General features: G+C 60.2%; 18 protein-coding genes. 7 read left to right on the top strand and 11 right to left on the bottom strand.

Going from position 1 to position 24,714, the window contains the following annotated elements:
* Nucleotides 1-459 precede the first annotated feature (459 nt).
* Nucleotides 460-915, bottom strand: a complete 456-nt coding sequence (locus AC1DWZ_RS22765) for a DUF1489 family protein (protein ID WP_477171242.1) — start codon at nucleotides 913-915, stop codon at nucleotides 460-462.
* 61 nt (nucleotides 916-976) lie between these two features.
* On the bottom strand, nucleotides 977-1,519 hold the full coding sequence (locus AC1DWZ_RS22760) for a hydrolase (protein WP_477171241.1): 543 nt from the start codon (nucleotides 1,517-1,519) through the stop codon (nucleotides 977-979).
* A 173-nt stretch (nucleotides 1,520-1,692) separates the two neighbouring features.
* On the opposite strand from AC1DWZ_RS22760, the gene AC1DWZ_RS22755 reads away from it, so the two are divergent.
* Nucleotides 1,693-3,438 (top strand): DEAD/DEAH box helicase, encoded by a 1,746-nt coding sequence (locus AC1DWZ_RS22755; RefSeq protein WP_477171240.1) that lies wholly within the window; start codon nucleotides 1,693-1,695, stop codon nucleotides 3,436-3,438.
* Nucleotides 3,439-3,455: 17 nt separating this feature from the next.
* Here AC1DWZ_RS22755 and AC1DWZ_RS22750 read toward each other — a convergent pair whose 3' ends face one another.
* From AC1DWZ_RS22750 to sucC, 6 genes are all read right to left on the bottom strand, one after another.
* Nucleotides 3,456-5,093, bottom strand: a complete 1,638-nt coding sequence (locus tag AC1DWZ_RS22750) for a Na/Pi cotransporter family protein (RefSeq protein WP_477171239.1) — start codon at nucleotides 5,091-5,093, stop codon at nucleotides 3,456-3,458.
* A gap of 180 nt (nucleotides 5,094-5,273) precedes the next feature.
* Entirely contained in the window at nucleotides 5,274-6,779 is a 1,506-nt protein-coding gene (locus AC1DWZ_RS22745) for a leucyl aminopeptidase (protein WP_477171238.1), read from the bottom strand.
* Between the two features lie 25 nt (nucleotides 6,780-6,804).
* The gene (locus AC1DWZ_RS22740; protein WP_477171237.1) at nucleotides 6,805-8,052 is read right to left on the bottom strand and encodes an MFS transporter; all 1,248 of its coding nucleotides are present in this window, start codon (nucleotides 8,050-8,052) and stop codon (nucleotides 6,805-6,807) included.
* Nucleotides 8,053-8,093: 41 nt separating this feature from the next.
* Nucleotides 8,094-11,195 carry a phosphoenolpyruvate carboxylase gene (locus AC1DWZ_RS22735; RefSeq protein WP_477171236.1) on the bottom strand — a complete coding sequence of 1,034 codons (3,102 nt, stop codon included), beginning with the start codon at nucleotides 11,193-11,195 and terminating at the stop codon, nucleotides 8,094-8,096.
* 98 nt (nucleotides 11,196-11,293) lie between these two features.
* Nucleotides 11,294-12,175, bottom strand: a complete 882-nt coding sequence (sucD, locus tag AC1DWZ_RS22730; RefSeq protein WP_477171235.1) for a succinate--CoA ligase subunit alpha — start codon at nucleotides 12,173-12,175, stop codon at nucleotides 11,294-11,296.
* Nucleotides 12,176-12,178: 3 nt separating this feature from the next.
* A complete protein-coding gene (gene sucC / locus AC1DWZ_RS22725; protein WP_477171234.1) occupies nucleotides 12,179-13,381 on the bottom strand; it encodes an ADP-forming succinate--CoA ligase subunit beta in 1,203 nt (400 codons plus the stop codon).
* A gap of 419 nt (nucleotides 13,382-13,800) precedes the next feature.
* Between sucC and AC1DWZ_RS22720 the strand changes: the two genes are divergently transcribed.
* Nucleotides 13,801-14,385, top strand: a complete 585-nt coding sequence (locus tag AC1DWZ_RS22720; RefSeq protein ID WP_477171233.1) for a CHAP domain-containing protein — start codon at nucleotides 13,801-13,803, stop codon at nucleotides 14,383-14,385.
* Here AC1DWZ_RS22720 and AC1DWZ_RS22715 read toward each other — a convergent pair.
* Nucleotides 14,350-15,420 (bottom strand): NAD-dependent epimerase/dehydratase family protein, encoded by a 1,071-nt coding sequence (locus AC1DWZ_RS22715; protein ID WP_477171232.1) that lies wholly within the window; start codon nucleotides 15,418-15,420, stop codon nucleotides 14,350-14,352. The two genes, AC1DWZ_RS22720 and AC1DWZ_RS22715, sit on opposite strands and share 36 nt — an antisense overlap.
* Before the next feature lie 15 nt (nucleotides 15,421-15,435).
* On the opposite strand from AC1DWZ_RS22715, the gene AC1DWZ_RS22710 reads away from it, so the two are divergent.
* The 4 genes from AC1DWZ_RS22710 (at nucleotide 15,436) to AC1DWZ_RS22695 (ending at nucleotide 20,769) form a co-directional block, all read left to right on the top strand.
* Nucleotides 15,436-16,065 carry an ABC transporter substrate-binding protein gene (locus tag AC1DWZ_RS22710; RefSeq protein ID WP_477171231.1) on the top strand — a complete coding sequence of 210 codons (630 nt, stop codon included), beginning with the start codon at nucleotides 15,436-15,438 and terminating at the stop codon, nucleotides 16,063-16,065.
* A 72-nt stretch (nucleotides 16,066-16,137) separates the two neighbouring features.
* Complete coding sequence (locus tag AC1DWZ_RS22705; RefSeq protein WP_477171230.1) at nucleotides 16,138-16,500, top strand: copper resistance CopC family protein; 363 nt, start codon at nucleotides 16,138-16,140, stop codon at nucleotides 16,498-16,500.
* A gap of 38 nt (nucleotides 16,501-16,538) precedes the next feature.
* Nucleotides 16,539-18,185 carry a copper resistance D family protein gene (locus tag AC1DWZ_RS22700; protein WP_477171229.1) on the top strand — a complete coding sequence of 549 codons (1,647 nt, stop codon included), beginning with the start codon at nucleotides 16,539-16,541 and terminating at the stop codon, nucleotides 18,183-18,185.
* A 4-nt stretch (nucleotides 18,186-18,189) separates the two neighbouring features.
* Nucleotides 18,190-20,769, top strand: a complete 2,580-nt coding sequence (locus AC1DWZ_RS22695) for an MMPL family transporter (protein ID WP_477171228.1) — start codon at nucleotides 18,190-18,192, stop codon at nucleotides 20,767-20,769.
* Between the two features lie 61 nt (nucleotides 20,770-20,830).
* Here AC1DWZ_RS22695 and AC1DWZ_RS22690 read toward each other — a convergent pair whose 3' ends face one another.
* Both AC1DWZ_RS22690 and dxs read right to left on the bottom strand, forming a co-directional pair.
* Nucleotides 20,831-21,460, bottom strand: coding sequence for an ABC transporter substrate-binding protein (locus tag AC1DWZ_RS22690; protein WP_477171227.1), 630 nt, complete (start codon nucleotides 21,458-21,460; stop codon nucleotides 20,831-20,833).
* Complete coding sequence (dxs, locus tag AC1DWZ_RS22685; protein ID WP_477171226.1) at nucleotides 21,457-23,370, bottom strand: 1-deoxy-D-xylulose-5-phosphate synthase; 1,914 nt, start codon at nucleotides 23,368-23,370, stop codon at nucleotides 21,457-21,459. Before dxs ends, AC1DWZ_RS22690 begins: the two co-directional genes overlap by 4 nt.
* 402 nt (nucleotides 23,371-23,772) lie before the next feature.
* Here dxs and ispH point away from each other — a divergent pair, with 402 nt between their 5' ends.
* A complete protein-coding gene (gene ispH, locus AC1DWZ_RS22680) occupies nucleotides 23,773-24,714 on the top strand; it encodes a 4-hydroxy-3-methylbut-2-enyl diphosphate reductase (protein WP_477171225.1) in 942 nt (313 codons plus the stop codon).

Raw genomic sequence — 24,714 nt, 5'->3', positions numbered from 1 at the left:
CAGCCACCTTATTGCTAAGATAGGCCCAGYCAGACCCTAGATCTCGTCTCTACAGAAACACGCCGGCTTCGCGAAAATCCTCAAGCACCCTGCCCAATGACCCGCCGCCCGCGTATCCCTTCTTCGACTTATTACAATGACAAATAGCTTGGCACCGCATTCGCACGGAAACCCACCAGCCAGACTCGGCCGGTGAAGCCGTGCACTATAACGATGCCGGGATGGCGTTACAAGTGACCTGGGACGCTGTCCCCACCCGCTCCACCAAGATCTCTCCGGGGCCTCGCAGCCACCGGTTCGAACCGGACCCGACGAACCAGTCGGCCCCGTTCGGTGGGCGGCTTATAGGCGAGTCGGATCGAAGCTTGCAAGCAGAAAAATTTCTCTTTGATGAAATTCATCAAAAACACCGCCAATACAAGGCTTTCAGAGCTTACCCAGTGGCACGGTAGACGGCGCTCAAAGCAGGCCCAAGACCCGCAATTCGTTGCGCAGCTCGCCTGGCAGCTCTTCTTCCGCAATGGCGTGCGCCAAAGCGACCTTCTGATCCGCAAGATCCGGGGGCGCATCCTCTTCTTCCAGGTAGCGCCAACCCTGAAAAGCGCGCCGCGGGCGAATCTCGGTCACGATCACGGTCGGGTCGTAAACGATGGCGCAATAGGGCTTCCCCTGCTCGTCCGTGACCTCATCCAGGCGCAGAATGCGGTGCCGCACGCAGATGCGGCCCCGTATAACCCAATAAAGCGACCCGCCATCCAGCACTTCATCAGCCCGGCGCGGGAACGAACGGGTCCAATGCTGGTCTTCCAGGGGCTTTTTGGTCGACCGCCGTTTGCGCGCCATCTCTTCGCGATAACGAACCAATTCAGCGATGCTGTCGATTCCGACGCAGAGTTTAACCAGATGAACCGTCATATCTTGAAAACTGACCACCAGGGATTGAAGGAATCTCAGCGATTAAAGAGATCTCAGGGCATCAGCGAATCAATTTCGAGATCGCCTTGAATGCCGGCGCGGCAGCTGTGCGCAGCCATTCGAACAGCACCATTTCGCTGGTCACTACGTCAATACCGGCCGCGCGCATTCGGGCCAAGGCGATGGTGCGACTTTCCTCCCGGCGGGAGGAAATGGCATCGGCGACCACCGTCACAGTCAGCCCGGCCGCCCTCATATCGAGGGCAGTCTGGAGGACACAGACATGCGCCTCGATGCCGCAAATGATCGTGTTGCGACCCTCAACCCGTGTCAGGGCATCGCGCAACGATGCGTTCGCAAAGCAGGAGAATTCCATCTTCTCAAATGCTTGATTGACTCCCGCAAGGGTCATCAGCGAGGGCAGCGTACCACCCAGCCCCTTGCGATATTGTTCCGAGATCACAATGGGTACCGCCAGTTCGCGTGCCGCCTGGATCAGAATGCCACAGCGATTCTCGATCATCGCCGCGTCCAGGATTGCAGGGGCCAAACGCTCCTGCATGTCAACGATTAATAATTGAGAATTATCGACATTCATCAACATAACAATCTCCCAGAACCTGCGATTTTGACGGCATTTCCTCAAGCATATCGCCCCGTCGACATTGACAAAAGCCAGCTTCCGACTATATTCCCCGCCAGGTATGCGGCGGTCGCCACGGGAGCCGAGGGCGGCCGTTTTGCTTGTGAGATCGGCATCCATTTTTTCGAGACATCATGGTTTTTTCCGATCTGGGGCTCAGCCCCGAGCTTATCCGCGCGGTCACCGAAGCCGGCTACATTGAACCCACGCCGATTCAGGCGCAGGCCATTCCGACGGTGCTGATGGGTCGCGACGTGCTGGGCTGTGCCCAGACCGGCACCGGCAAGACGGCCGGATTCACGCTGCCGATGATCGACATTCTGGCGAACGGCCGCGCCAAGGCGCGTATGCCACGGTCGCTGATCGTCGAGCCGACGCGCGAACTCGCCGCTCAGGTGGCGCAAAATTTCGAGAAGTACGGCAAGTATCACAACCTCAACCACGCACTCATCATCGGCGGCGAAGGCTTTGCCGATCAGGAAGCGAAGTTGATGCGCGGCGTTGACGTCCTCATCGCGACGCCGGGCCGCCTGCTTGACCTCTTTGAGCGTGGCAAGATCCTGCTCATCGACGTGAAGATCCTGGTGATCGACGAAGCCGATCGCATGCTCGACATGGGCTTCATTCCTGATGTTGAGCGCATCGTCAGCCTGCTGCCCAAAATTCGTCAGACGCTGTTTTTCTCGGCCACGATGGCCCCGGAAATCCGCCGTCTGTCCGATCAGTTCCTGATGAACCCAAAAGAGATCACGGTTTCGGCACCCGCCAGTACGGCCACGACCGTGACCCAGGGCATGATCGTCGTCAACGATATGGACAAGCGCGAAGCGTTGCGCCGCCTCATCCGTGCTGAGAATGTCGGCAACGCGTTGATTTTCTGCAACCGCAAGGTCGACGTCGACATCCTCTACAAATCGCTGACCAAGCACGGCTTCAAGGCCGTGCGCCTGCATGGCGACTTGGCGCAGTCCGCACGTAGCGAGACGCTTGAGATGTTCAAGCGCGGCGAAGCTTCGCTGATGGTTTGCAGCGACGTTGCTGCCCGCGGCATCGACATCGCCGGCCTCACTCATGTGTTCAACTTCGACACACCGATTCATGCCGAAGATTATGTGCATCGCATCGGTCGCACGGGCCGCGCCGGCAAAGAAGGCCGCGCGTTCACCTTTGCGACGCCCGATGACGGCAAGAACATTGCCGCTATCGTCAAGCTGATCGGTAAGGAAATCCCGACCATCACCATCGACGGTATCGAATCGCAGCCGTTCGGCGAAGGTGACGGTCGACGCGGCCGTGGCCGCGGTCGTGGTGCACCTGCTGGCCGGACCGATCGCGGCCGCGGTGGCAAGGATCGTGGCCGCCACGGCGATCGTCCGCAGCGCGAAGATCGCCCCCATCAAGGGATGGACGGGCATACTGCGGAAGAATCGATCGCAGCCATACCGGTCGCTGATCTCGAGCAGCCGGTTACGGTGCTTGATGTCCAGAGCAACGGTACCGCACCGGCCGAGAAAAAGGCCCGCGCGCCGCGCCGCCGTCGCGGCAGCAAGAAGGATGGTGAGACGCCGAACACGGAAGCCGTGATCGATGCCGCGATCCCGCATCCGACAGACTCACTGCACCGTCACGACGTGCTGGAAGCCAGCACGGCCTTGCCTGTGGCACTAGACCCGGCAACGCCAGTGGTCGTTCATCCGCGCGACCAGAAGGCCCTGCTACCGGTCCAGCCGCACGAAAATCGGCATCAGCGTCGCGCCAACTCGAAGCCACATCATGAAGAAGAAGCGATGATTGCCGGCCACGGCTTTGGCGATCATCTGCCGGCCTTCCTGCGCCGTCCGGTTCGTCTGCCGGCAGGTGACCGTCGCACGGGCAAGTAAGCGGCGTCCTCGCCGCCTTACTTCATCAAACGCGTTGGGCTGAGTTCGCCGGCAGCTTCCAGAATCGGCTGACCGATGATGGCCAGATGCGAATTGATGCGCTTCAAATCGCGCAAGATGTCGAGATGCAGGCTGCTGGTCTGAATGCTTTCGATCCGGCCCGAGCGTAAACGCGACAGATGGTTCTCCGCAGCACTGCGCTCCATTTCACGAAACAGCCGCTTCTCCTCGAACAATTGGCGCGCCAGCTTGATGTCCCCGGACATGAAGACATTCATGGCAAGTTCAAGGTTGTGCGTCAGGCGTTCGTGCAGCTGATCAAGCTCCTGCGTTCCCTCGGGCGAGAATTTGAGCTGGTACTTCACCTTCTTCGAGGCAAGCTCCATCAGATTCTTGTCAACGATATCGCCAATATGTTCGAGATTGGTGATGAGCGTGATGAGATCAACGACCTTCTTCTGATCGGCCGGGTCCATCAGTTCGCGGCTGACACCCGTGAGATAAAGCTTGATCGCTTCATTTAGGCGGTCGATCTGCGTATCGAGATCGCTCACCTGCTTGATGAGGCGCCGATCGTCGGAGCGGAAAACCGCCAGCGACTGACGCAACATCTGCCCGACGAGATCCCCCATGCGCAGCGCTTCGCGACCGGCATTGGCGAGTGCGATGGTCGGCTGGTCGATCGGCCCCTGCGACAGGTAGCGCGGCTTTCCCGGGTCGTCGACGCCGGCCTGGTCGGGCAGCAAGCGTGCCGTCAGTCGCGCGATCGGTCCGGTAAAGCCTATGAAAAGCAGAGCCAGGGCCAGGTTGAAAGCTACATGGTAATTGAGTGCCTGGCGCGCTGGCGCTGCCTCAAGCATCGCCAGATAAGGCTGCACGAGCCCGATCAGCGGTACTGCCAGAAACACGCCGATCACACGGAACAGCAGATTGCCAAGCGGGACTCGCCGTGCCTCCGGTGGTTCGCCGGCCGTTGCCAGGATGGGCATGACGGCGCTTCCAAGATTGGCGCCAAGAACGAGGGCAAGACCAAGATCGACTGGCACCATCGCCTTCGCCATGAAGCTGATCACCAGCAGCACAACGGCTAGGCTGGACGTCGAGAGCACGGTGAGGGCAGCTCCAACCAGGACGCCGAAGACCGGAGCGTCGCTCATCAATTGCAGGATCTGTGGCAGGAGCGGCGCATCCCGGATCGGCTCTGCCGCATCCGTGATGAGATGCAGCCCCAACAACGCGATACCCAGACCGACGATGGCACGCCCCAGGTCGCGGACCTTGGAATCTTCGAGCTTGTTGAACATCACCCAGCCAATGACGATCAGCAGAGGTGATATCCAGCCGACTTTGAATGAATAGGCCTGCGCCACCAGGCTGGTGCCAAGATCCGCGCCCAGCATGACTGCAAGTGCCCCGCCCGTCGTCACCAGCTTCCGCGACGCAAAGGACGAAGACAGCAGTGCCGTGGCGCTGGAGGATTGCAGCAGACAGGTGATGCCCAAGCCCGACAGAAAGGCCGTGAAGCGGTTGTTCGTGGCCCGGCTGAGATATTGACGCAACTGCGCGCCATAGGCCCGCAGGACGCCCGTCCGCACCATGCGCAAGCCCCAGAGCAATAGCGCCGCCGCGCCAAACAGATTCAGCAGAAAGATCATCCTGGTCCCGCCTCGACTCGCTTGCGTCCCGATTTATGTCATCAAATTGTAACATAAAGGGTTAACGGCCGCCGATGTCAGCCTGGAACCGACTTCTATCCCGGCGCTTGCGCCAGTATGGCGGCTGAAAGAAATGCGCCGCCATACCGAGCGCCAACGCTGCGAATGCCCGCAACCTGACTAAATGATGCCTTCTGCCTTTGCCGCAAACTGCTCCAGCAATTGCACCGCATAACCGGTCCCGCCGGCCGGACATGTGGATCGATCCTTGCCGGCAAATTCGCGCCCAGCGATATCAAGATGCGCCCACGGGCGATCTTCCACAAATTGCTTCAGCAAAGCGGCGGCATGCGGGGCATCACCGGATTCTGAATCCTCGGCATGATGCTTGATGTCGGCAATGCGCGATTCAAGATGCTCGTCATAGACCTTGTCGAGCGGCATGCGCCAAAGACGTTCGCCGACCGCCTGCCCCGCCGCCGTCAATTGCTGGGCCAAGTGATCGTCATTGGCAAAGATGCCGGCAAACACGGTTCCAAGCGCCGCTTGGATCGAATAGGTCAGAGTCGCGAGATCGACAATCGATTTCGGTTTGAAACGCGATGCCGTGTAATAGAGCGCATCGATGAGAACCAGGCGCCCTTCGGCATCGGTGTCGATCATCTCGATGGTCCGGCCGGCCAGCGTCTTGACGATATCGCCCGGTTTGAAAGCTGTCCCAGACGGCATGTTCTCGACCAGACCAACGACCCCCACGACATTGACCTTGGCCTTGCGCGCCGCCAGGGCGTGAATGAGACCTACGACCGCGGCACCACCCGCCATGTCACCCTTCATGTCGTACATGGCACCAGAGCGCTTGATGCACAGGCCACCTGAATCGAAGCAAACACCTTTGCCGACAAAAGCGAGTGGCCCCTCGCCTTTCACTGCCTTTGCCCCGCTATACTGCAATACCAGCAGACGCGGCGGTTTGGCCGACCCTTTGCCAACCGACAGCAACGCATTCAGTCCAAGCTTGGCCATCTGCTTTTCATCGAGCGCTTCGACCTTCACACCGAGCTTGGCAAGCGCTTTGGCGCGCTCAACGAAGCTCTCGGGATAGAGCTCATTGGGTGGTTCGTTGGTGAGGTCGCGGGCCAGCGCCACGCCGTTGGCAACCGCGCCGAGGCGGACCATGACCTTCTCTGCGTCAGCAGGCTTCGACGTCACCAAGGTCAGGCCGGAAAGCGGCTTTCCCTTATCGGGCTTGGGGGCGGTCAGAAAGCGATCGAAGCGGTAATTGCGCAATTGCGCGCCCAGCGCCAGTTCGCCGGCCAGCGCCGCTTCATCGAGTTTGCTGCCCTTGACCGGATCGACGAGCAAGGTCGCCTCAGTCTCAAATTCCTTGACGAGATGGGCCGCGAGCGATCCGCCGGCTTCGCGCAGCGACAGGGCGTCTACCTCTTTCGCAGCACCCAGGCCGAGCAGGATGACACGGCGCGCCTGGGTACCGGTCGGCACCAGCAGGTCAGTGAGTTCCCCCTTCTTGCCCTTGAAGCGTGGCAAAGCAAGGCTTCGCTGCAGTGCGCCTGAGAGTGCCTTATCCAAAGCCTCGCCACGTGGGCCGAGCTTGCCGCCCTCGGCAATCAGCACGACCAGGACGGCGGCGCCAGCCGCCGGTTTGGCCACAAAGTCGATTTTCATCAGGGGATTCCTCTAAATCTTCAATTCAGGTGGTCGCAGCTATCAGGCCTTTTTCCCGGTTTTCCCGGATCGCAAAGGCCATCAGTCCAGCCAGAATAGCCAAGCCGAAGGCTGCAAGCCAAACCCAATCATACTTCGCCGACCAATCGAAGATGCGCGCGGCCAGGAATACGCCGGTAGCGCCCCCCAGGGCATGGCCCGCTGACAGCAACCCCATAGCCAGCCCCATGACCTTGAGACCGAGATGGCTGGCCACCAGGCTGGCCGTCGGTGGCACGGTCGAATAATCGAACACACCGAAGACGACGGCAAAACCGAACAGCAGATCGATATCCTTAGCGGCAACCAGCAGGATGAGAAAGCTGAAGGCGCGCGCGATGTAGATGGCACCCAGCAGAAGCGGCCGGTTCATGCGGTCCGTCAGCCAACCGGCAAACACCATGCCGGCCAGATTGATCGCCGACAGAAGACCATAGGCTAGAGCGCTCTCCTGGGGCGGAAATCCGCAGGTGGCGGCGAAGGGCAGAAAATGCGTTTCGATGACGCCGGTAGTCGTGAAGCCGCAGATGAAGAAACTCCAGAACAGCAATTGGAATGTGCCGCTCTTGGCCAACCTGGCCAGCCGGATCGGCAGACTCTCCAGTGCTTCTTTCTTGCGCACCGATTTTCCGGCACCTTCCTTGCGCAGCAAGAAGAACACGATTGGCGACAATGCCAGACAGGCGAATCCCAGGACGACATAGCTGGCGCGCCAGCCAAAAGCCGCGAGGATGAGGGCCACGATCGGCACGAACAGGAACTGCCCGGCGGAGGATCCCGAGGTCGCGATGCCAACCGCCAGGCCCTGCCGTTCGCTGAAACGATAGCTGACGGCGGTCGAGACGACATGCGTCGCAACGGTACCGAACCCGATCGCCCCGAGCAGACTATAGGCCAGATAGAATTGCCAGGCATTCTGCACCGTGCTGGTGCCGAGCATGCCAGCGCCCAGCGCTATGAGGCCGAAGCCCAAGAGCAGGCGTGCGCCGAATTTGTCCACGAGATTGCCGGCGAAGGGCGCAACAATCGCCATGATCACGAGTGCCCAGGCAGCCGCGTCAGACACGCCCGTGCGCGTCCAGCCGAGTTCCAGCTCCATCGGCGCCATGGCAAGGCCGATGTTGGCCCGCGCCGAAAATCCGATGGACAAAGCGGTGAAACCCAGACCGACGACCAACCAGTCAAGCACGCTCTGGCGGCCGACAACGCCGGTACCCACATTTCGCCCACGCATGACACACCCCTGTTTCAGGGGCGCGTCCGTCTTGTAATCGACTAGCCCAGCGCCCCAACGGTGTGGATGATACCCGAACTCAGGCGCCTGACCAGCGTATAGAGGCCGGCGATCGGGCTGAAGATCGCCTGGTGCTCGCGCTCATAGGTCTGGTGCCAATCCCCCACATAAGTCGAGGCTTCTCCGAAATCGCCTTCGAACTTCAATTGTTCGACCTTGGGAAAGATGGTGTTGAGCTTGCGCATGGCATCATCGATTTCGAGATGGAAGATCTTCGAAACAAGCTGCTGCCTGTTGATATTGTGCTGGTCTGAAAAGTCCGGAATGTGGGCCGTCAACGTGAAGATCCGCATGATGAGGGCAATCCGCAGCCCATGGAGCAGCCGCAAGTCCATGCGCACTTCATCACTGATCTTGGCCTGCGGCAGCCCCACCAGCGCGAACCCTTCGCGCAAATCAAGCATATCGCGCTGGAACACGCGATAGATCTTAGCAAGCTTTTCATAGACTCTGTCGCCTTCGAGATGCTCGGCGACATGGCGCAGTTCTATGGCATGCGCCGGATCCTTGGCCTGATAAGCACGCGACAGCCACTGCCCAGGATCGAACAGATCGACATAGCATTTCAGCGCTTCGAGATCCGTAAACGCCAGCGCCCAGTCCACCATGCCCATCAAGCGACGGCATCGCGGCGAAGATTGATAAAGCCGCTGGAACCGCTCCGGATCGCGCGCAATCGCCTGCCCTACGCCACCAACCGTGTTGGCGAGCAGACCTAGTTGCTGCAGAATTCCGTTATGCGGAATGGCGCGCATCTGGCTGGGATGGGTGAGGTTGACGCGCTGCGCCAAGCCTTCATGCTCGCGCTTTACCGGGCGTGACCCGCTGATGAACAGCAAATTGCCGCCGAATGTATCCAGCAAGGCAGCGTAGGCCGGATCGTTCATCACCTCCTCGTTGAAGCGGCGAATGGTGATGAAGAATTCTTTTACATAGTCCTCATCCTGCCGGTAGGCGGGATCGGATTCGACATCGTCGGTGGGAATCGGCAGCATGTATTCGAGAATGCGAGTCACCGATGCCAAGGCAACATCCGGCGTGATGAAATAGAGATAACCGTCGCCACCTTGGAAGCTTGCCTCCTCCTTCACACGGATGCCGGCCTGGGCGAAATTCTGGCGACTGACGGGCGAGGCGACGTATTCCAGCCGGGCCCGGAAATCTTCCGGATGCCCACCGCGGCCAATCGATTCACCATGGGTGTCAAAAATGACCAGTTCGACATCGTCGAATCCGCGCTGGCGCATCAGTTCTGCGAGCTTCAAGCGCAACCATTCGACGGAAATGGCCGCCACCGTCTGGCCGAGATGCCGGCCGGCATCAGAAAATCCGGTCTGGATGCAAAGTCGCCCACGCTGACGCACATAGGCCGCGAAGGCCGGATTCTGCAGGCATTCGTCAATCACGCGAATGCCGCGTTCGAAGGCCTTGGTGGTTTCGAACAAGGGTGAAATGTCGACCTTGCCGGCAACCCCAAACAACTTGGCGAAATAGAGCGCCGCCAGCAGCGTCAACGGCGTTTCTGTTTCGGCGATCAGGAAACGCACTGGCACCGTGGCGTCGATATACTTCAGCATCTTCGCCACGATCATGAAGAGCCGCTTGGCCGACGTGCGCTCCGCCAGGATCGAGGCGAAATTGATCTGCACCGGCTTTACATTCAGCAGCAGCTTGGTGATAGCGGCGATGTAGGAGCGCTTGTGCGCCGGATCGTCTGGCGCTGCTTCCATGTCGATCAACTTGCGGATCGCGTTGTGAATCTGGACGGCATTGAGGCGCACATGAGTATGCGCCATGCCCAGGCCATGATTGGCAATTTCGGCCCGCAACACAATCAGCTTGCGCCGCTGTTCAGGCTTCTTGGAGAGACCGAGGGCCTGGTCGATCAGTTCCAGCAACTGCGCAGAATCGATCAGGCGCAGCTCACGCCCGTCATGCATGCGCTTGGCGATACGACGCACTTCCTCGGCCCAGGCCAAGGGCGCCTCGCCTTCCTTCTTGCCACCTTGAAAAACTTCGATCTCGTCCTCAGCCTCCTTGATCGCCAGCGCCAGGCGGCTTTCAAGCAGTTCAAGGAGGTGCATCAAATTGACATCGCTGCGCTTTGACTCGATCCCGCTACGCAGTTCTTCAACCAGCGTCACATAGCGCTGCAGCTGTAGCACTTGGATCTTGAGGCGCGTGAAGAGGGTATCGCTCCATTTGATGTCGGACCGCCCATCAAGGTCATATCCAACCCAACTCGCGACCGTCATCAGGCGCGGTGAAAGCAGCTCCCATTGATCCGGGTAATGTTCGGCAGCAACATCCAAAGAAATTTCATAGGCCCGCCGCAGGGCAACGTGGATATTGGCGATGGCCGCGACGGACATGTCGTATTCGTAGGTAAGATCGAGCTTCTCCGGCGGACGATGTTCGACGGCCCGCGCGTCGTTTAGGATTTTGCGGCGCCGCGCTGCAGTCACCTTCTCGCCGTCAGCCGTGCGTCCGACACCAAGCTCGGCCAGCAAGCGCACCATCTCATGCGATTGGCTGAAGGTCGGGTGACCAGTGATGACAATGCCGAACAATTCGCGCTCGACGGCTGCCTTGTAGCTTTCAAATGAGATCCGGCTCGCTTTGCTCTTGCCGCCGCCCGGGCGCCTTGAACCGGCGGCCAGTGCCTGGAAGACCTCGCGCAGGCGCTGTTCATTGCGCTTGGGATCGCTTTCGCCCAGATAGTGATTGAGCCGCTCTGCACGGTGTTCAAAACCGGATACGGTCAACTCCTGGATCAGAGTCTCGACCCCACCCAATGTCAGCTTGCCATTCTCAAGGCGCTTGCCGACTTCCAGAGCCAGAAGCTTCACCGAATTGCCGAACGGGTTGCGCTCGCGCAAGGTTGCAAGATCGCCAAACGCGGTCTTCAGCTCGCGCTCTGCCTTCGCGGCATCGAAGCTGCGTTCTGCCGGAAACATGCGATCGAGTGGCTTCAGCCCAGCCTCCAGGGCCGCACCTTTCGCCGAAGGCTTGCGAGCCGCCGCTTTGACCCGCAAAGCAGCCGCATCTCCAGCTCGCGACTTTGCCCGCTTTGCCGTGGTCATCTAAGCCTCCAACTCATGAATAGTCTTGCGCCGAACGCTTAGAGTACAGCGCTCGGCGCAACCGCAAAAGAACTTTTGTGCAGTGCAATAATAGAATTCTAGGCGCTTTGGCGAAGTGCCTCCAGCGCAGTCTGGCCGAGTTCGGCCGGACTGGGTGTAATCCTGATGCCGGCCGCCTGCAGCGCCTCGATCTTTTCCGCGGCACTTTCCCCGCCGCCGGAAACGATCGCCCCGGCATGGCCCATGCGCCGGCCCGCTGGCGCCGCCTTACCAGCAATGAAGCCGACCACCGGTTTCTTGCGCTTTTCCCGTTTCAGGAATTCCGCCGCCTCAATTTCCGGGGTGCCACCGATCTCACCTATCATGATGATGGCTTCGGTCTGGTCGTCGCCTAGGAACAGTTCCAGAATATCGAGGAAGCTCGAACCGTTGACCGGATCGCCGCCGATGCCCACGACCGTCGACTGTCCCAATCCGACCGCTGTCGTCTGCGTCGCGGCTTCGTAGGACAGCGTCCCTGACCTGGAAACGATGCCGATCCTGCCTGGCTTGTGCACATAGCCTGGCATGATGCCCATCTTGCACTGATCGGGCGTGATGATGCCGGGGCAGTTCGGGCCGATGACACGGGACTTCGTACCCTTCAGCTCCTTGCGGACCCGCGCCATGTCATGAACCGGGATGCCGTCGGTGATGGCCACGATGATCTCGATACCCGCGTCGATCGCTTCCATGATCGAATCCATGGCATAGATCGGCGGCACATAGATTGCTGTCGCATTGGCGCCGGTCTTCGCACGCGCCTCAAGCACGGTATTAAAGACTGGCAACCCAAGATGCGAGCTGCCGCCCTTGCCTGGCGTCACGCCGCCAACCATGCGCGTGCCATAATCCATGGCTTGCTGCGAATGGAAGGTACCCTGGGTACCTGTGAAGCCCTGGCAGATGACCTTGGTGTCTTTGTTGACGAGAATAGCCACGGCTCATGCCCTCCCGGCTGCAACGATTTTGGGTGCCGCATCTTTCGATCGTGTCGCGGCTACGATCTTCTGGGCCGCATCGGCAAGGGTTGTCGCAGTGATGATCGGCAGGCCAGATTTTTCCAGGATCTCGCGTCCCAGCTGCACGTTGGTGCCCTCAAGCCGCACCACCAGGGGCCGGTCGAGACCGACTTCCTTGGCAGCGCCGACGATGCCTTCGGCAATCGAATTGCACCGCATCATCCCACCAAAGACATTCACCAGAATGCCGCGGACGCCAGGATCGTTGAAAATGAGTTTGAAGGCGCAGGCGACGCGCTCCTTGGTCGCAGCGCCGGCGATATCCATGAAGTTCGCGGGCTGGCCGCCAAAATGCTGGATGATATCCATCGTCGCCATGGCGAGACCGGCACCGTTGACCATGCACCCGATATCGCCATCCAGCTTGACATAGTTGAGATCGTGGCGCGCCGCTTCGAGCTCCAGCGGGTCGACCTCATTGTCGTCGCGCAGATCCTGAATGTCGCTGTGCCGGAACAGCGCGTTGTCGTCGAAGATCATCTTGCAATCGAGCGCCACCAAGCGGCCGACACCTGTCACGACCAGCGGATTGATCTCGATCATTACAGCGTCGAGGCTGCGGAAGGCCTTGTTGACAGCCATCACCAGGCGCACAAATTTATGCACCTCGCGTTCCTTGAGACCCAGCGCAAATGCCACCTGCCGCGCCTGGAACGCCCGCATAGGTGTTGCCGGCTGCATGTCCAGACGGATGATCTTGTCCGGATGGTGGGCCGCCACTTCTTCGATATCCATGCCACCTTCGGTGGAGGCAATCAGCGTGACCCCGCCCGTCGCACGATTGATCAACTGCGCCACGTAAAGTTCGCGGGCAATGTCGCTCGCCTGCTCGATATAGATTTTCCGCACCAGACGACCTTCCGGTCCGGTCTGATGGGTAACCAGCTTCATGCCAAGCATCTGGTCTGCGTTCGCAACGACTTCCTTGATCGACTTGCAAATCTTGACACCGCCGGCCTTGCCGCGGCCACCGGCATGAATCTGTGCCTTCACCACCCAGGTGGGGCCGTCCAGTTCTTCGGCGATAGATTCCGCTTCGACCAGGTTGTGCGCGACATCGCCACGCGGCACCGGCACCCCAAATCGTCGCAGCAGCTGCTTTGCCTGATACTCATGAATGTTCATGGACGCTTCTCCCCTCATTCTTGCCTGCGCATTTTGGCCCAACTCCCCGGCATTTCATCTTGGACTTCAGGCCAAGATGTGCGGAGCGGTGGCACTCAGAGCGCGACGTTTCGTCTCAATTGGATGGCAGATGCTGCGTTCAGCAGGCCGATTGACCAAGCGGTCGGAAATTTCTCCGACCCCCGCGTCCGGCATGCGATCACTCTGGTCGCATGGGCGGATGACGACTGCTTGTATGCGCTTGCGCGCGTGTCCGGTCGTTCGTCCAGGTGCTCATTGGCACCCACATTCATCTTATCGCTGCAGGCCTTTGCCACTGTTCCAGATTCGACTAGCATGATTGCGAAAACGTCACGAGTCGGTTGCACGCGAGAAACATGCATAAACGCTTGATGAATCGGGTAAGTCGCGGCGGCGCGATGACAACGCTAACAAGCGCGTTGTTGTTGTTGACCGCTTGTGCAGATAGGCTTGAAGCGCCGCAGGTAGAGCCCCGCTACTCGAACGTCTTCCTCGACATCAACGGCCCGAATACAGCGCGCCCGTCGGCCTACACCGACATGACATGTGTTCCCTATGCGCGGATGATGTCCGGCCTCAACCTCCGCGGCGACGCCTATACCTGGTGGAATGCAGCCAACGGGGTCTATCAGCGAGGCGCTGCCCCCGCCCCTGGCGCGGTTCTGGTGCTGGCGCAAACGAGCCGGCTGCGCAGCGGCCATGTTGCCGTCGTGCGACAGGTGATCAGCTCGCGCGAAATTCTGGTCGACCATGCGAACTGGATTCCGGGCCAAGTCACCAGCGGCCAGAGCGTCTACGACGTCTCGCCCAACAATGACTGGACCATGCCGCGCTTTTATAATGCGGAGGCCGGCGTCTATGGCAGCGTCTATCCGGCCTACGGCTTCATCTACAGGGTCGCAGCCGGCAGCGCACCGGCTCCTATCGCATCCATGGGCAGCGGAACGTCACAGACCGGGCAAGACTGGATTCCGCCGCAATAACCCGCGCTGCTGAAGATCGACAATGGTATCGCGCAACGACTGCTCCAGCGGCCGGCACTGCCAGTTGAGCTCGGTCCGCGCCTTGCGGCAGTCGAATGCCATGGACGACCGCGCCAACCGCACGCCGGTAAGGGGCGCCAGCGGCGGTTTCTTCGTGACGTTGGCAATCCCCTCGCTGACCAAGGCGGATACATAGGCCAGCCAATAGGGCACCCGCCGGCGCGGCATGGCAAGCCCGGTCAAACGTTCCAGCTCTGCCAATAGATGCTGGAGGTTGAGATTTTCGTGGCCAAGGATATACCGCTGGCCCACCCGCCCCTGCTCGGCCGCCAATAGGTGGCCAAGAGCTGCATCCCGCGCATCGACCAGGTTGAAATCGCAATCGAGATAGGCTGGCGTCGTACCGTTGAGAAAACCCAGGATCATCTTGGTCGGTGGGGTGAGCAGGAAATCGCCCGGGCCGATCGGCATGGTCGGATTGACGATCACCAGTGGCAGGCCGCCATCGGCCGCCGCCTGCGCCGCTTCTTCGGCGCGGAATTTGGACTGGCAATAGGGGCCGGGCACATCGTCAACCGAATGCCGCACGGATTCGTCGATAAGCGCATTCTGTGACGTCCGCGGCGCATTGATGTTCTTCAGGATTGATTCGGTCGAGGTATAGACGAACCGGCTCACCCGTGCTGCCGCGGCTGCCTCGATCACCCGGCAAGTGCCCTCATAGTTCACCTCGTGAAAGGTCGCAGGATCGGCTGCCCAAAGATTGGGATTCGCAGCCAGGTGAAAGACCCGGTCGACGCCGGCACTGGCCCGCGCGAGGACCGCCTTGTCCTGGATCGAGCCCTGGCGCAGCTCGACATTGGCCGGTAACGGCATGGTAGCCGAGGCTGGCCAATCGCGCAGATCAAGAACGCGCACGCGATCACCACGCGCGCTCAGCAGCGAGACCAGATGACGGCCCATGAAGCCACAACCGCCCGTCACCAGGGACAGGGGCGCCTCGCGCGTTCCCTCGTGCGCTACCGGAGCGACCATGTAAACTCCATTACCATGCGCCTCATCCACTCCATCGCGCCGATTGCGTTCGGCATGCTTTTTGCCGCCGCGGCCCCAATTCAGGTTGAGGCCGAACAACTGACTGATTCTGAGGCGGCACGCTATATTCGCACCCTGTTCGACGCAACCCTGCAAGGTGACCGTCAGGGTCCGAGTGACGGCCTGGCCAATCATTGCCCGGACATTGAAGCTGTCGGGCGTTTTGCTGCCGACCAGCTGTGGCAATTACTTTCGAATGCCGAGCGCCAGAACTTCAATCAGGCCTTCTGCCACCTGGCGGGCACCGCGGTCAGTCGCCTGCGGGACATGTTCCCCGGGCTGCAGTTGGCGATTGTCGAAAGCAGGCCAGCGCCACAGGACATGGTCTCGGTCCATGGCTGGGTGATGACCCGGGATGGCCGGCAATGGCCCGTGGATTGGCTGGTCGCAGGCCCCTCTGACCAACCACATCTCGCCGATCTGCGCATTTTGGACGTCTCTCTCGGCATCTTCCTGCGCAGTCTCGCGATCCTGGAATGGCCGGGCAATGCCCCGAAATCCCTGACCCCCGGCCAAATCCTGCGTCCTTGGGGCGACGCTCTCGACCGGGCATTGCCACCTCACCGCGGCGCGGCGCCCAGGTGACTTGCCGCCCCTGGTCTGCTATGTAGCGAAACCCGGGGGATATCTCATCGATACACTACTAAGGCATTGAACATGTTTCGCTATTTTGCACGGATCATGATCCTACTCGGCCTGCTCCTGGGCGTCCCCATGGCGGCCTCTGCCCATGCCATCATCGTCACCGCGCAGCCGGCATCAGATAGCGTCACAACCGGTCCGGATGTGGATGTCGTATTCACCTTCAATGTCCGTATCGATGGCGAGCGCTCGAAGCTTACGCTGACACGGCCCGATGGCACGGCGGCTGATATCGCCCTCATTCCAAATGCGAATCCCGCTGTCCTTGCCGGTCACGTCTCTGGCCTGGTGTCGGGCAGCTATTCGATCCGCTGGCAGGTCCTTGCAACAGATGGCCACATTACGCGTGGCGACATTCCGTTCACGGTCGCGCCTTGATGACGCTCTCCCTTCACCACGCCGACTGCTGACCAATCGTGTCATTCCTGCTCGACATCTTTGGCTTCTTGAGTGTCCTGCTGTCGGGCCTGACCCGCTCGGCACAATGCTTCTATATCGGCTCGGTCGCTGTCCTCTTTCTCATCGCTCTGCCATTTCGGCCTGAGCTTGGCCCCGTCGGCGACCGGGTCATCAGCGGCGTGCGACGCATCGCCTGTTACAGCGTCGCGGCAATGGTTGCGGCACTTGCCGCCAGCCTGTGGGCGCATACCGTCATATTGGCGGGATCGACCGACGGCAACTATCTCAATGCCCTTGGCGGTGACTACGCCACGGCTCAGATTGTTCGACTGGCTGCCGGCCTGCTGGCCTTCGCTGTCCTGATGCGCCGAGGCAAGACCGATATCGCTTTGCCGGTACTGGCTCTGATCGATCTCGGTGCCGGCATCGCCACCAGCCACGCAGCGGCCAGGCTCGACAATCAAGCCGTGCTGCTGATTGCGACGACACTCCACCATGCCGGCGCGGCTATCTGGATCGGCGGCCTGCCTGCTTTTCTCTATGCTCTCCATGTGGTGCCGCACGGCAGTGGCCTGGCACGGATCGGCAGTCGCTATTCGCTGATGTCGCTGCTGTCGGTGCTGGCCATTGCCACATCGGGCATCCTGATGCTGGTCTTCTATGTCGGTTCCGCCGAGGCCATGTATGGCACCGCCTATGGCATGATGCTCGGCACCAAGACCATTCTGTTCTTCAGCCTGCTTGGCCTAGGTTATTTCAATTCGCGGGCGGTCCGCCTGCTGACGACCAGCAGCGCACCGCTCCTGCGCCTGAAGCGCTTTATCGAGGTGGAAATCGGCATCGGCATCACAATCTTCTTTGTGGCCGCGTCTATTACCTCGCTGCCGCCCGCTATCGATCTCACCCAGGGTCGCGCCACACTCAGCGATATATTTGAACGGCTGGAGCCCAAATGGCCACTGCTGACCAGCCCCAACAAGGACAGCCTCGCCTTCTATGAGGAGCAGCGCCAGGCCGCAGCGACCCAGGGTACCGGCACGACAAGTCATATGCAGGTTTATGTACCTGGATCGGGCATGCCGCTGCCGCGCAACGCCGAAGACATCGCCTGGTCCGAGTATAATCATCATTGGTCGGGCATCATTGTTCTGCTGATCGGTGTGCTCGCTCTCTTTGAGCGAACCGGACATGCACCGTGGGCCAAGCACTGGCCCCTGCTGTTTATTGTGCTCGCGGGCTTCCTGTTCATGCGGTCGGAGGCGGAAGGATGGCCCTTCGGGTCGATCGACTTGGTGGCAAGCCTGCGCGATCCAGAATTCGTACAGCATAAAATCTTCATGGCGCTGTTGACTGGCTTCGCCGGTTTCGAGTGGAGCGTCAGGACCGGTGCCCTCACCCGGCATTGGGCACGCTATGTGTTCCCGTTGCTCAGTGCTGTGGGGGGCATGATGCTGCTCACCCATTCGCATTCCATCGCCAACGTCAAAGAATTGCTGCTGATCGAAATGACGCATATGCCAATCGCCATTCTGGGTATCTGGGCCGCCTGGTCGCGCTGGCTGGAACTGCGTCTCGACGGCACGGCGGGTCGCATTTGCGGCTGGTTATGGCCAAGTTTCTTCTGCGCTGTTGGCGTGGTCCTCATTCTTTATCGCGAGATTTGATCTGATGTTGGAAAGACTGGTTGGTATTGTCGTTGCCTGGAGCGAGCGCCGCGCGCTGCTCTTGATTTTGTTATCCGTCCTGCTGACAGCAAGCGCCGGTGCCTTCACAGCCCGCCACCTGGCGATGGACACCGACACCGCCAACATGATCTCGCCCGACCTGCCATGGCGAAAGGATCTGGCGCACTTCAACGGCCTGTTCCCGCAAAACACCGGTCTCCTGGTGGTGATGATCGACGGCAAGACGCCGGACGCCGCCGAAGATGCCGCGGCGGCCCTTTTTGCCAAGATTGAACCCCGCAAGGATCTGTTTGCAACAGCGCGGCGCGCCGACGGTGGCCCGTTCTTTGAAAAATACGGCCTGCTGTTCCTGCCGACTGACCAGGTTCAGAAGATCGCCAATGCGGTGATTGAGGCTCAGCCATTCATCGGCTCGCTGACGCAAGACCCCAGCCTGCGCGGCCTTTTCGATGTGCTGTCCCTGGCAATGCAGGGTGTCATGCAGAAGGCCGGCAGTATCGATCGGCTTGAAAAGCCGCTCTCCGCTGTCTCCGCAACGCTCAGCGATGCGCTCTCCGGCGGCCGGCAGGCGCTTTCTTGGCAAACGCTGCTGCTCGACCGCCAACCGGACGCGCGCGATTTGCGGCGGTTGATCCTGACCCAACCCAACCGCGATTTCGCAGCATTGAAGCCCGGTGCTGCCGCGACGTCCTTCATCCGCGACAGCGTCAAGGAACTGGGCCTCACGCCGGACACCGGCGTCACCGTCCGCCTGACCGGCCCCGTTGCCCTCAATGACGACGAATTCGCCACCGTCGCTGAAGGTATGGGTTGGGCGTTGCTGATCTCGACCGTGCTGGTGCTGCTCTGGCTGTTCCTTGCCTTGCGGTCGGTGAAGCTGATCCTGGCCACCTTCATCACACTGGTCGTCGGCCTTGTCCTGACCTTCGCCTTCGCAACGCTCGCCGTCGGCAAGCTCAACCTCATATCCGTAGCCTTTGCCGTCATGTTCATCGGCCTCTCCATCGATTTCGGCATTCAGTTCGGCGTCCGCTATGGGCAGGAACGGCTGGAAGGCGGGCTCAAAGACGCACTGGTCAGGACCGGCATCGGTATGGCGCGCCCCTTGACACTTGCCGCCATTGCCATCGCCGTCGGCTTTGCTGCCTTTGTGCCGACCGACTATCGTGGCGTTTCCGAACTCGGCCTTATCGCGACCGCTGGCATGGCCATTACCCTGGTCCTCAATCTCACCCTGCTGCCAGCCCTCCTCGCTCTCATGAAGCCGCGCATCCTCAGCGGCGAAATGGGCATGGCCTGGGGCAAGCCGGTCGACAGCTGRCTGATCCGCCATCGTCGGCCGGTGCTGGCCGTTTGGGGATTGGTTGCCGTCATTGGTCTCGCGCTATCGCCGCAACTTGAGTTCGATTTCCACCCGCTGCATCTCAAGGATCCCAAGGTCGAGTCCATGGCGGCCATCCTTGATTTGATGAAGGACCCGATCCGGTCCCCTTACGCGATCGAAATCGTGGTGCCGGACGCCAACGCCGCCGACGCCCTGAAGGAAAAGCTGAGCAAGCTGCGGGAAGTGCACGCGGTCATCTCAGCCTCCAGCTTCGTCCCGAAGGATCAGGAAGCGAAACTCGCCATTCTCGGCGATCTGCAATTGCTGATGGGCCTGAGTTTGGAGCCGGTGAGCGTCCGGCCAGCACCCACCATTGATGAAGTCCGTGCCGCCCTCAAACAATGTGCGGCGAAATTGCGGGAAGCCTTGCCGTCGTCGGACAAGGCCCAGCAGCTGGCGCGTCTTCTGGATCAGGCTGCGGCGGCCGATCCCAGCCTCTATCCTGAATTGCAGCGCATGCTGATCGGTGGCCTGATGCCGCGCATGAAAATGCTGGCATCCGCCCTACAGGCCGAACCACTGACGCTGGACACGCTGCCCGACGAGATAAAGTCGCAATGGATTGCAGCAGATGGCGAGATGCGCCTCACCGTCATGCCCAAGGGTGACAGCAACGATAGCGCCGTTCTGGCGAATTTCGTGACCGCCGTTCGCAGCGTCGCCCCGGAAGCAACCGGCCCGGCCGTCCAGATCTACGAGTCCGGGCGTGCAGTCACCAAGGCTTTCCAGATGGCCAGCATCACGGCAGTCATTGCCATCGCGGTGCTGCTCTTTGCGATCCTGCGGCGACCGCGTGACGTTGCCTACGTCATGCTGCCCTTGTTGATGACGGCCCTCGGCACGATCATCGTCTGCGTCACCTTTGGCCTGAAGCTGGATTTTGCCAACATCATCGCCTTGCCGCTCCTGCTTGGCATCGGTGTCGCCTTCGATATCTATTTTGTGGTCAATTGGCGACGCGGCATCGAGCGCCCCCTCTCCACCGGTACCGCCCGCGCCGTGTTATTCAGCGCCCTCACGACCGGTTCGTCCTTTGGCAGCCTTGCGCTGTCCAGCCATCCCGGGACGGCACGCATGGGCATGCTGCTGCTGATCTCGCTTACCATCCTGCTGATCGTGATCTTCGCCTTCATGCCAGTCCTGATGGGCAAGCCACCAAAGGATGTCACTCAAGCCTGAGGCAAAAGAAAAGGCGGGGCCAATCGGCACCCGCCTTTTTCTATTCCTGAGGCAATGGCGCTCAGCTTTCTTTTTGGAGATCCAGGATCTTCTGCTCCAGCGAGGCGATCAGCGCATCAGCACCGCCGTCAACCACCGTCTTGGCGAAGTCGGAGCGCATCTGAGCCATCTGCGAGATGGCGCCGGCCAGATAGATATCGATCACGCGCCAGACATCTTTATTTTGGCGGAACAGATAATTCAGTTCCACCGGCTCACCATTGGAACGGATCAACTGGCTTTCGACCAGGACGCGGCCGTCGCCAGCGGGCTTGGTTTCACCCACCTTGAATTCCTGGCTCTTATACGATTTGAACCGCGATGCGTAGGTCGTGACCATATATTTGTTGAAGGTCACCAAGACGGCACCCTTCTTGTCGCCGGGCATCTTGGTCCATTCAGGACCGACGGCAATCTTGCACATCGTTGCAACGTCGAATGTTTCGTTGAGCACCGGTTCGATCAGCTGATACCGCCCATCGAAGCCAAGCTCCGCGCCACGCTTCATGCAATCGAGCAGCACGTCATAGAATTTGCCGATAAGGGCTGCCGGCTCCGGCGCAGCCTGCGCCAATGCCAATTGCGGGCGTAACAGTACAGCGGCCCCCAGGAGCGTAAGCGCCTGGCGACGCGAAACATTCATGATCTTCATGCGCGAACGCTCGCCTCGGCAACGCCCAGGGCGGTCAGCACCTCAGTCACGATGTGGCGCGCATTCAGACACGCAACGTCGTACTGCTTATGTGGGGCTTCATGGTCGATACACTTGTCTGGCAAAGTCATGGGTCTGATCTTCAAACCTCGATCGAGATGTCCGTTCTTCGCCAGGAACTGTAGGACATGCGCCGCGAAACCGCCAATGGCACCTTCCTCAATCGTGATCAACACTTCGTGCTCACGCGCCAGACGCTTCACCAGATCTTCATCGAGTGGCTTGCAGAAGCGAGCATCGGCAACCGTGCAGCTCAGCCCCTTGGCGCCGAGTTCATCGGCTGCTTTCAGGACCTCAACCATCCTGGTACCGTAGTTCAGAATGGCGATCCGGCTGCCCTCACGGATGATACGGCCCTTGCCGATCGGCAACACTTCGCCGCGTGCCGGCAGATCAAGCCCAATACCCTCGCCGCGGGGATAGCGGAAGGCACAGGGACGATCGTCAATCGACGCAGCGGTCGCCACCATATGCATCAATTCGAGCTCATCTGATGGCGCCATCAGAACGAAATTGGGCAGGCAGCCCAGATAAGCAATATCGTAATTGCCCGCATGCGTCTGGCCGTCAGCACCCACCAGGCCCGCGCGGTCGATCGCAAAACGGACCGGCAGACTTTGAATGGCGACGTCGTGGACGACCTGGTCATAGCCGCGCTGCAGGAAGGTCGAATAGATCGTGCAGAATGGCTTCAGACCCTCTGTCGCCATGCCGGCGCAGAAGGTCACCGCATGCTGCTCGGCGATGGCAACATCGAACGTCCGCTTCGGGAATTCCTTACCGAAGGCATCAAGGCCGGTACCCGACGGCATGGCTGCCGTCACCGCAACCACGCGCTCGTCAGCCTTGGCCTCGGCAATCAATGCCTTGGCGTAAACACCGGTATAGCTCGGCGCCTTGGGAGCTGATTTTTGCTGCACGCCCGTCGCCACGTCGAATTTGACGACGCCGTGATAACGGTCCGCCGACGCTTCGGCCGGGGCATAGCCTTTGCCCTTTTGCGTGACCACATGCACCAGCACCGGACCCGGTTCGTCGGATTTGGCGAGGTTCTGCAGCACGGGCAACAAATGGTCGATATTGTGGCCGTCGATCGGGCCGACATAGTAGAAGCCCAACTCTTCGAACAGCGTGCCACCGCCGGAAATGATACCGCGGGCATATTCTTCGGCACGCGCCGCCATCTTCTGCAGGCGGTCCGGCAGGATGCGCAACGTGTCCTTGGCGAAGTGCCGCAGCGAGCGGAACGAGGTCGAAGACAAGGACCGCGACAGATAGGCCGACAGGGCCCCAACCGGCGGGGCAATCGACATGTTGTTGTCGTTGAGGATCACGATCAGCTTGGTGTCGAGCGACCCGGCGTTGTTCATCGCCTCATAGGCCATGCCGGCCGACATCGATCCGTCGCCGATCACGGCGATGCTGGCGCGCTTGCGGCCCTGCATCTCGGAAGCGACCGCCATGCCCAGAGCCGCGGAAATCGAGGTCGAGGAATGGGCCGTGCCGAAGGGGTCGTATTCGGACTCCGACCGCTTTACGAAGCCGGACAACCCCCCGCCCTGACGCAGGGTACGGATTCGATCGCGGCGCCCGGTCAGAATTTTGTGAGGATAGGCTTGATGTCCTACGTCCCAGACCAAACGGTCATAAGGCGTGTCAAAGACATAGTGCAGAGCCACCGTCAATTCGACGACGCCCAGGCCGGCGCCCAGATGCCCACCCGTCACCGAGACGGCATCAATGGTCTCCTGGCGCAGTTCATCAGCCAACTGGCGCAGATCTGACGGGTCGAGCTGGCGCAACTGCGCCGGCGTTACGACGCGGTCGAGCAAAGGGGTTTTGCTGGTCAAGAGAGAAGCCTTTTACCCATTGTTGATGCGCCACGCACCGGCAGTCGATCGATAGCCTTCTGCCGGCCAATGTGACTATTCATGGTTATCCGAATCCGGCTGCTTATAGGCAAATCGCCGGCAAAGTGCCACCCCTTTCCCAATAGGCCTCTATTCGCTCTGTTGCAAAATCTCCGAAATGGTTGACCAATTCGTTAGATTATTGCGCATTGCACCAAAGGCCCCTGTTGGTTAACGCCCGATTGGGCTATTTGTAGTGGTCAAACAAGGCGATTCTGTGTAAATGGAGCGTTCAGTCCCAGCTACTCACGCCTGATGATTAGCAATGCAATTGGGCGCCAAGACTGAGCGCCCGGCTCGGGTATTTGTCGTATTTTTGATAAACGAAACGGATCGATTGGCATGCGGGTAGTTCTGGCTCAGCCGCGCGGTTTTTGCGCTGGCGTCGAGCGCGCAATTGAAATCGTCGAACGCGCCATCGAGCGCTTTGGTCCGCCGGTCTATGTCCGGCACGAGATCGTGCACAACCGGCATGTGGTCGAAGGACTGCGCGCCAAGGGCGCCGTCTTCGTTGAAGAGTTGGACGAGATCCCAGAGGGCCGCTATGCGATCTTCAGCGCCCACGGCGTATCCAAGACCGTGGTCCAGGCGGCCCAGCAGCGTGGCCTCAACGTCATCGACGCCACCTGCCCGCTCGTTTCCAAGGTTCATACCGAAGGTACGCGCTATGCCGATCAAGGCCGCCAGGTCGTGCTGATTGGCCATGCCGGCCATCCGGAAGTCGAAGGCACCATGGGCCAGGTTCCTGGCGGCGTGCTGTTGATTTCGACCGCCGACGATGTCGCCAATCTGGAAGTCCGCGATCCCGACAAGCTTGCTTATGTCACGCAAACCACCTTGTCGGTCGACGACACCAAGGCCGTGATCGAGGCGCTGAAGAATCGTTTCCCGGAAATCGTCGGCCCAAACACCAAGGACATCTGTTACGCCACGCAGAACCGCCAGCATGCGGTGAAGCAGCTGGCCGAAGAAGTCGATGTTATCCTGGTCATCGGCGCCCCCAATTCGTCGAACTCCAACCGGCTGAAGGAGATGGCCGAGGAACTCGGTGTGCGCAGTTATTTGATTGAGGATGCTTCGCAATTGCAGCCTGAATGGCTGGCTGACGCGAAGTCAGTCGGTGTCACCGCGGGCGCCTCGGCACCCGACGTGCTCGTTCAGGACCTTGTGGCCAGGCTTCACGACCTCAGTGACGTGACGCTCGAATTGATGGCCGGCGTTGAAGAGAATGTTCGTTTTCGCCTGCCGCCCGAACTGGCCGATCAGCCAGCCGCGGCGCAGTAA

The organism is Dongia sp. P2_B8 (assembly GCF_056404715.1).
This window is presented reverse-complemented; position numbering and strand designations above follow the sequence as displayed.

What these genes read in the sequence shown, in the direction of transcription:
- AC1DWZ_RS22755 (WP_477171240.1), top strand. Translation starts at nt 1,693, where the DNA reads ATGGTTTTTTCCGATCTGGGGCTCAGCCCCGAGCTTATCCGCGCGGTC.
- AC1DWZ_RS22690 (WP_477171227.1), bottom strand. Translation starts at nt 21,460, where the DNA reads ATGAAGATCATGAATGTTTCGCGTCGCCAGGCGCTTACGCTCCTGGGG.
- AC1DWZ_RS22735 (WP_477171236.1), bottom strand. Translation starts at nt 11,195, where the DNA reads ATGACCACGGCAAAGCGGGCAAAGTCGCGAGCTGGAGATGCGGCTGCT.
- AC1DWZ_RS22750 (WP_477171239.1), bottom strand. Translation starts at nt 5,093, where the DNA reads ATGATCTTTCTGCTGAATCTGTTTGGCGCGGCGGCGCTATTGCTCTGG.
- ispH (WP_477171225.1), top strand. Translation starts at nt 23,773, where the DNA reads ATGCGGGTAGTTCTGGCTCAGCCGCGCGGTTTTTGCGCTGGCGTCGAG.
- AC1DWZ_RS22710 (WP_477171231.1), top strand. Translation starts at nt 15,436, where the DNA reads ATGCGCCTCATCCACTCCATCGCGCCGATTGCGTTCGGCATGCTTTTT.
- AC1DWZ_RS22765 (WP_477171242.1), bottom strand. Translation starts at nt 915, where the DNA reads ATGACGGTTCATCTGGTTAAACTCTGCGTCGGAATCGACAGCATCGCT.
- AC1DWZ_RS22720 (WP_477171233.1), top strand. Translation starts at nt 13,801, where the DNA reads ATGACAACGCTAACAAGCGCGTTGTTGTTGTTGACCGCTTGTGCAGAT.
- AC1DWZ_RS22740 (WP_477171237.1), bottom strand. Translation starts at nt 8,052, where the DNA reads ATGCGTGGGCGAAATGTGGGTACCGGCGTTGTCGGCCGCCAGAGCGTG.
- AC1DWZ_RS22705 (WP_477171230.1), top strand. Translation starts at nt 16,138, where the DNA reads ATGTTTCGCTATTTTGCACGGATCATGATCCTACTCGGCCTGCTCCTG.
- AC1DWZ_RS22745 (WP_477171238.1), bottom strand. Translation starts at nt 6,779, where the DNA reads ATGAAAATCGACTTTGTGGCCAAACCGGCGGCTGGCGCCGCCGTCCTG.
- AC1DWZ_RS22715 (WP_477171232.1), bottom strand. Translation starts at nt 15,420, where the DNA reads ATGGTCGCTCCGGTAGCGCACGAGGGAACGCGCGAGGCGCCCCTGTCC.
- sucC (WP_477171234.1), bottom strand. Translation starts at nt 13,381, where the DNA reads ATGAACATTCATGAGTATCAGGCAAAGCAGCTGCTGCGACGATTTGGG.
- AC1DWZ_RS22760 (WP_477171241.1), bottom strand. Translation starts at nt 1,519, where the DNA reads ATGTTGATGAATGTCGATAATTCTCAATTATTAATCGTTGACATGCAG.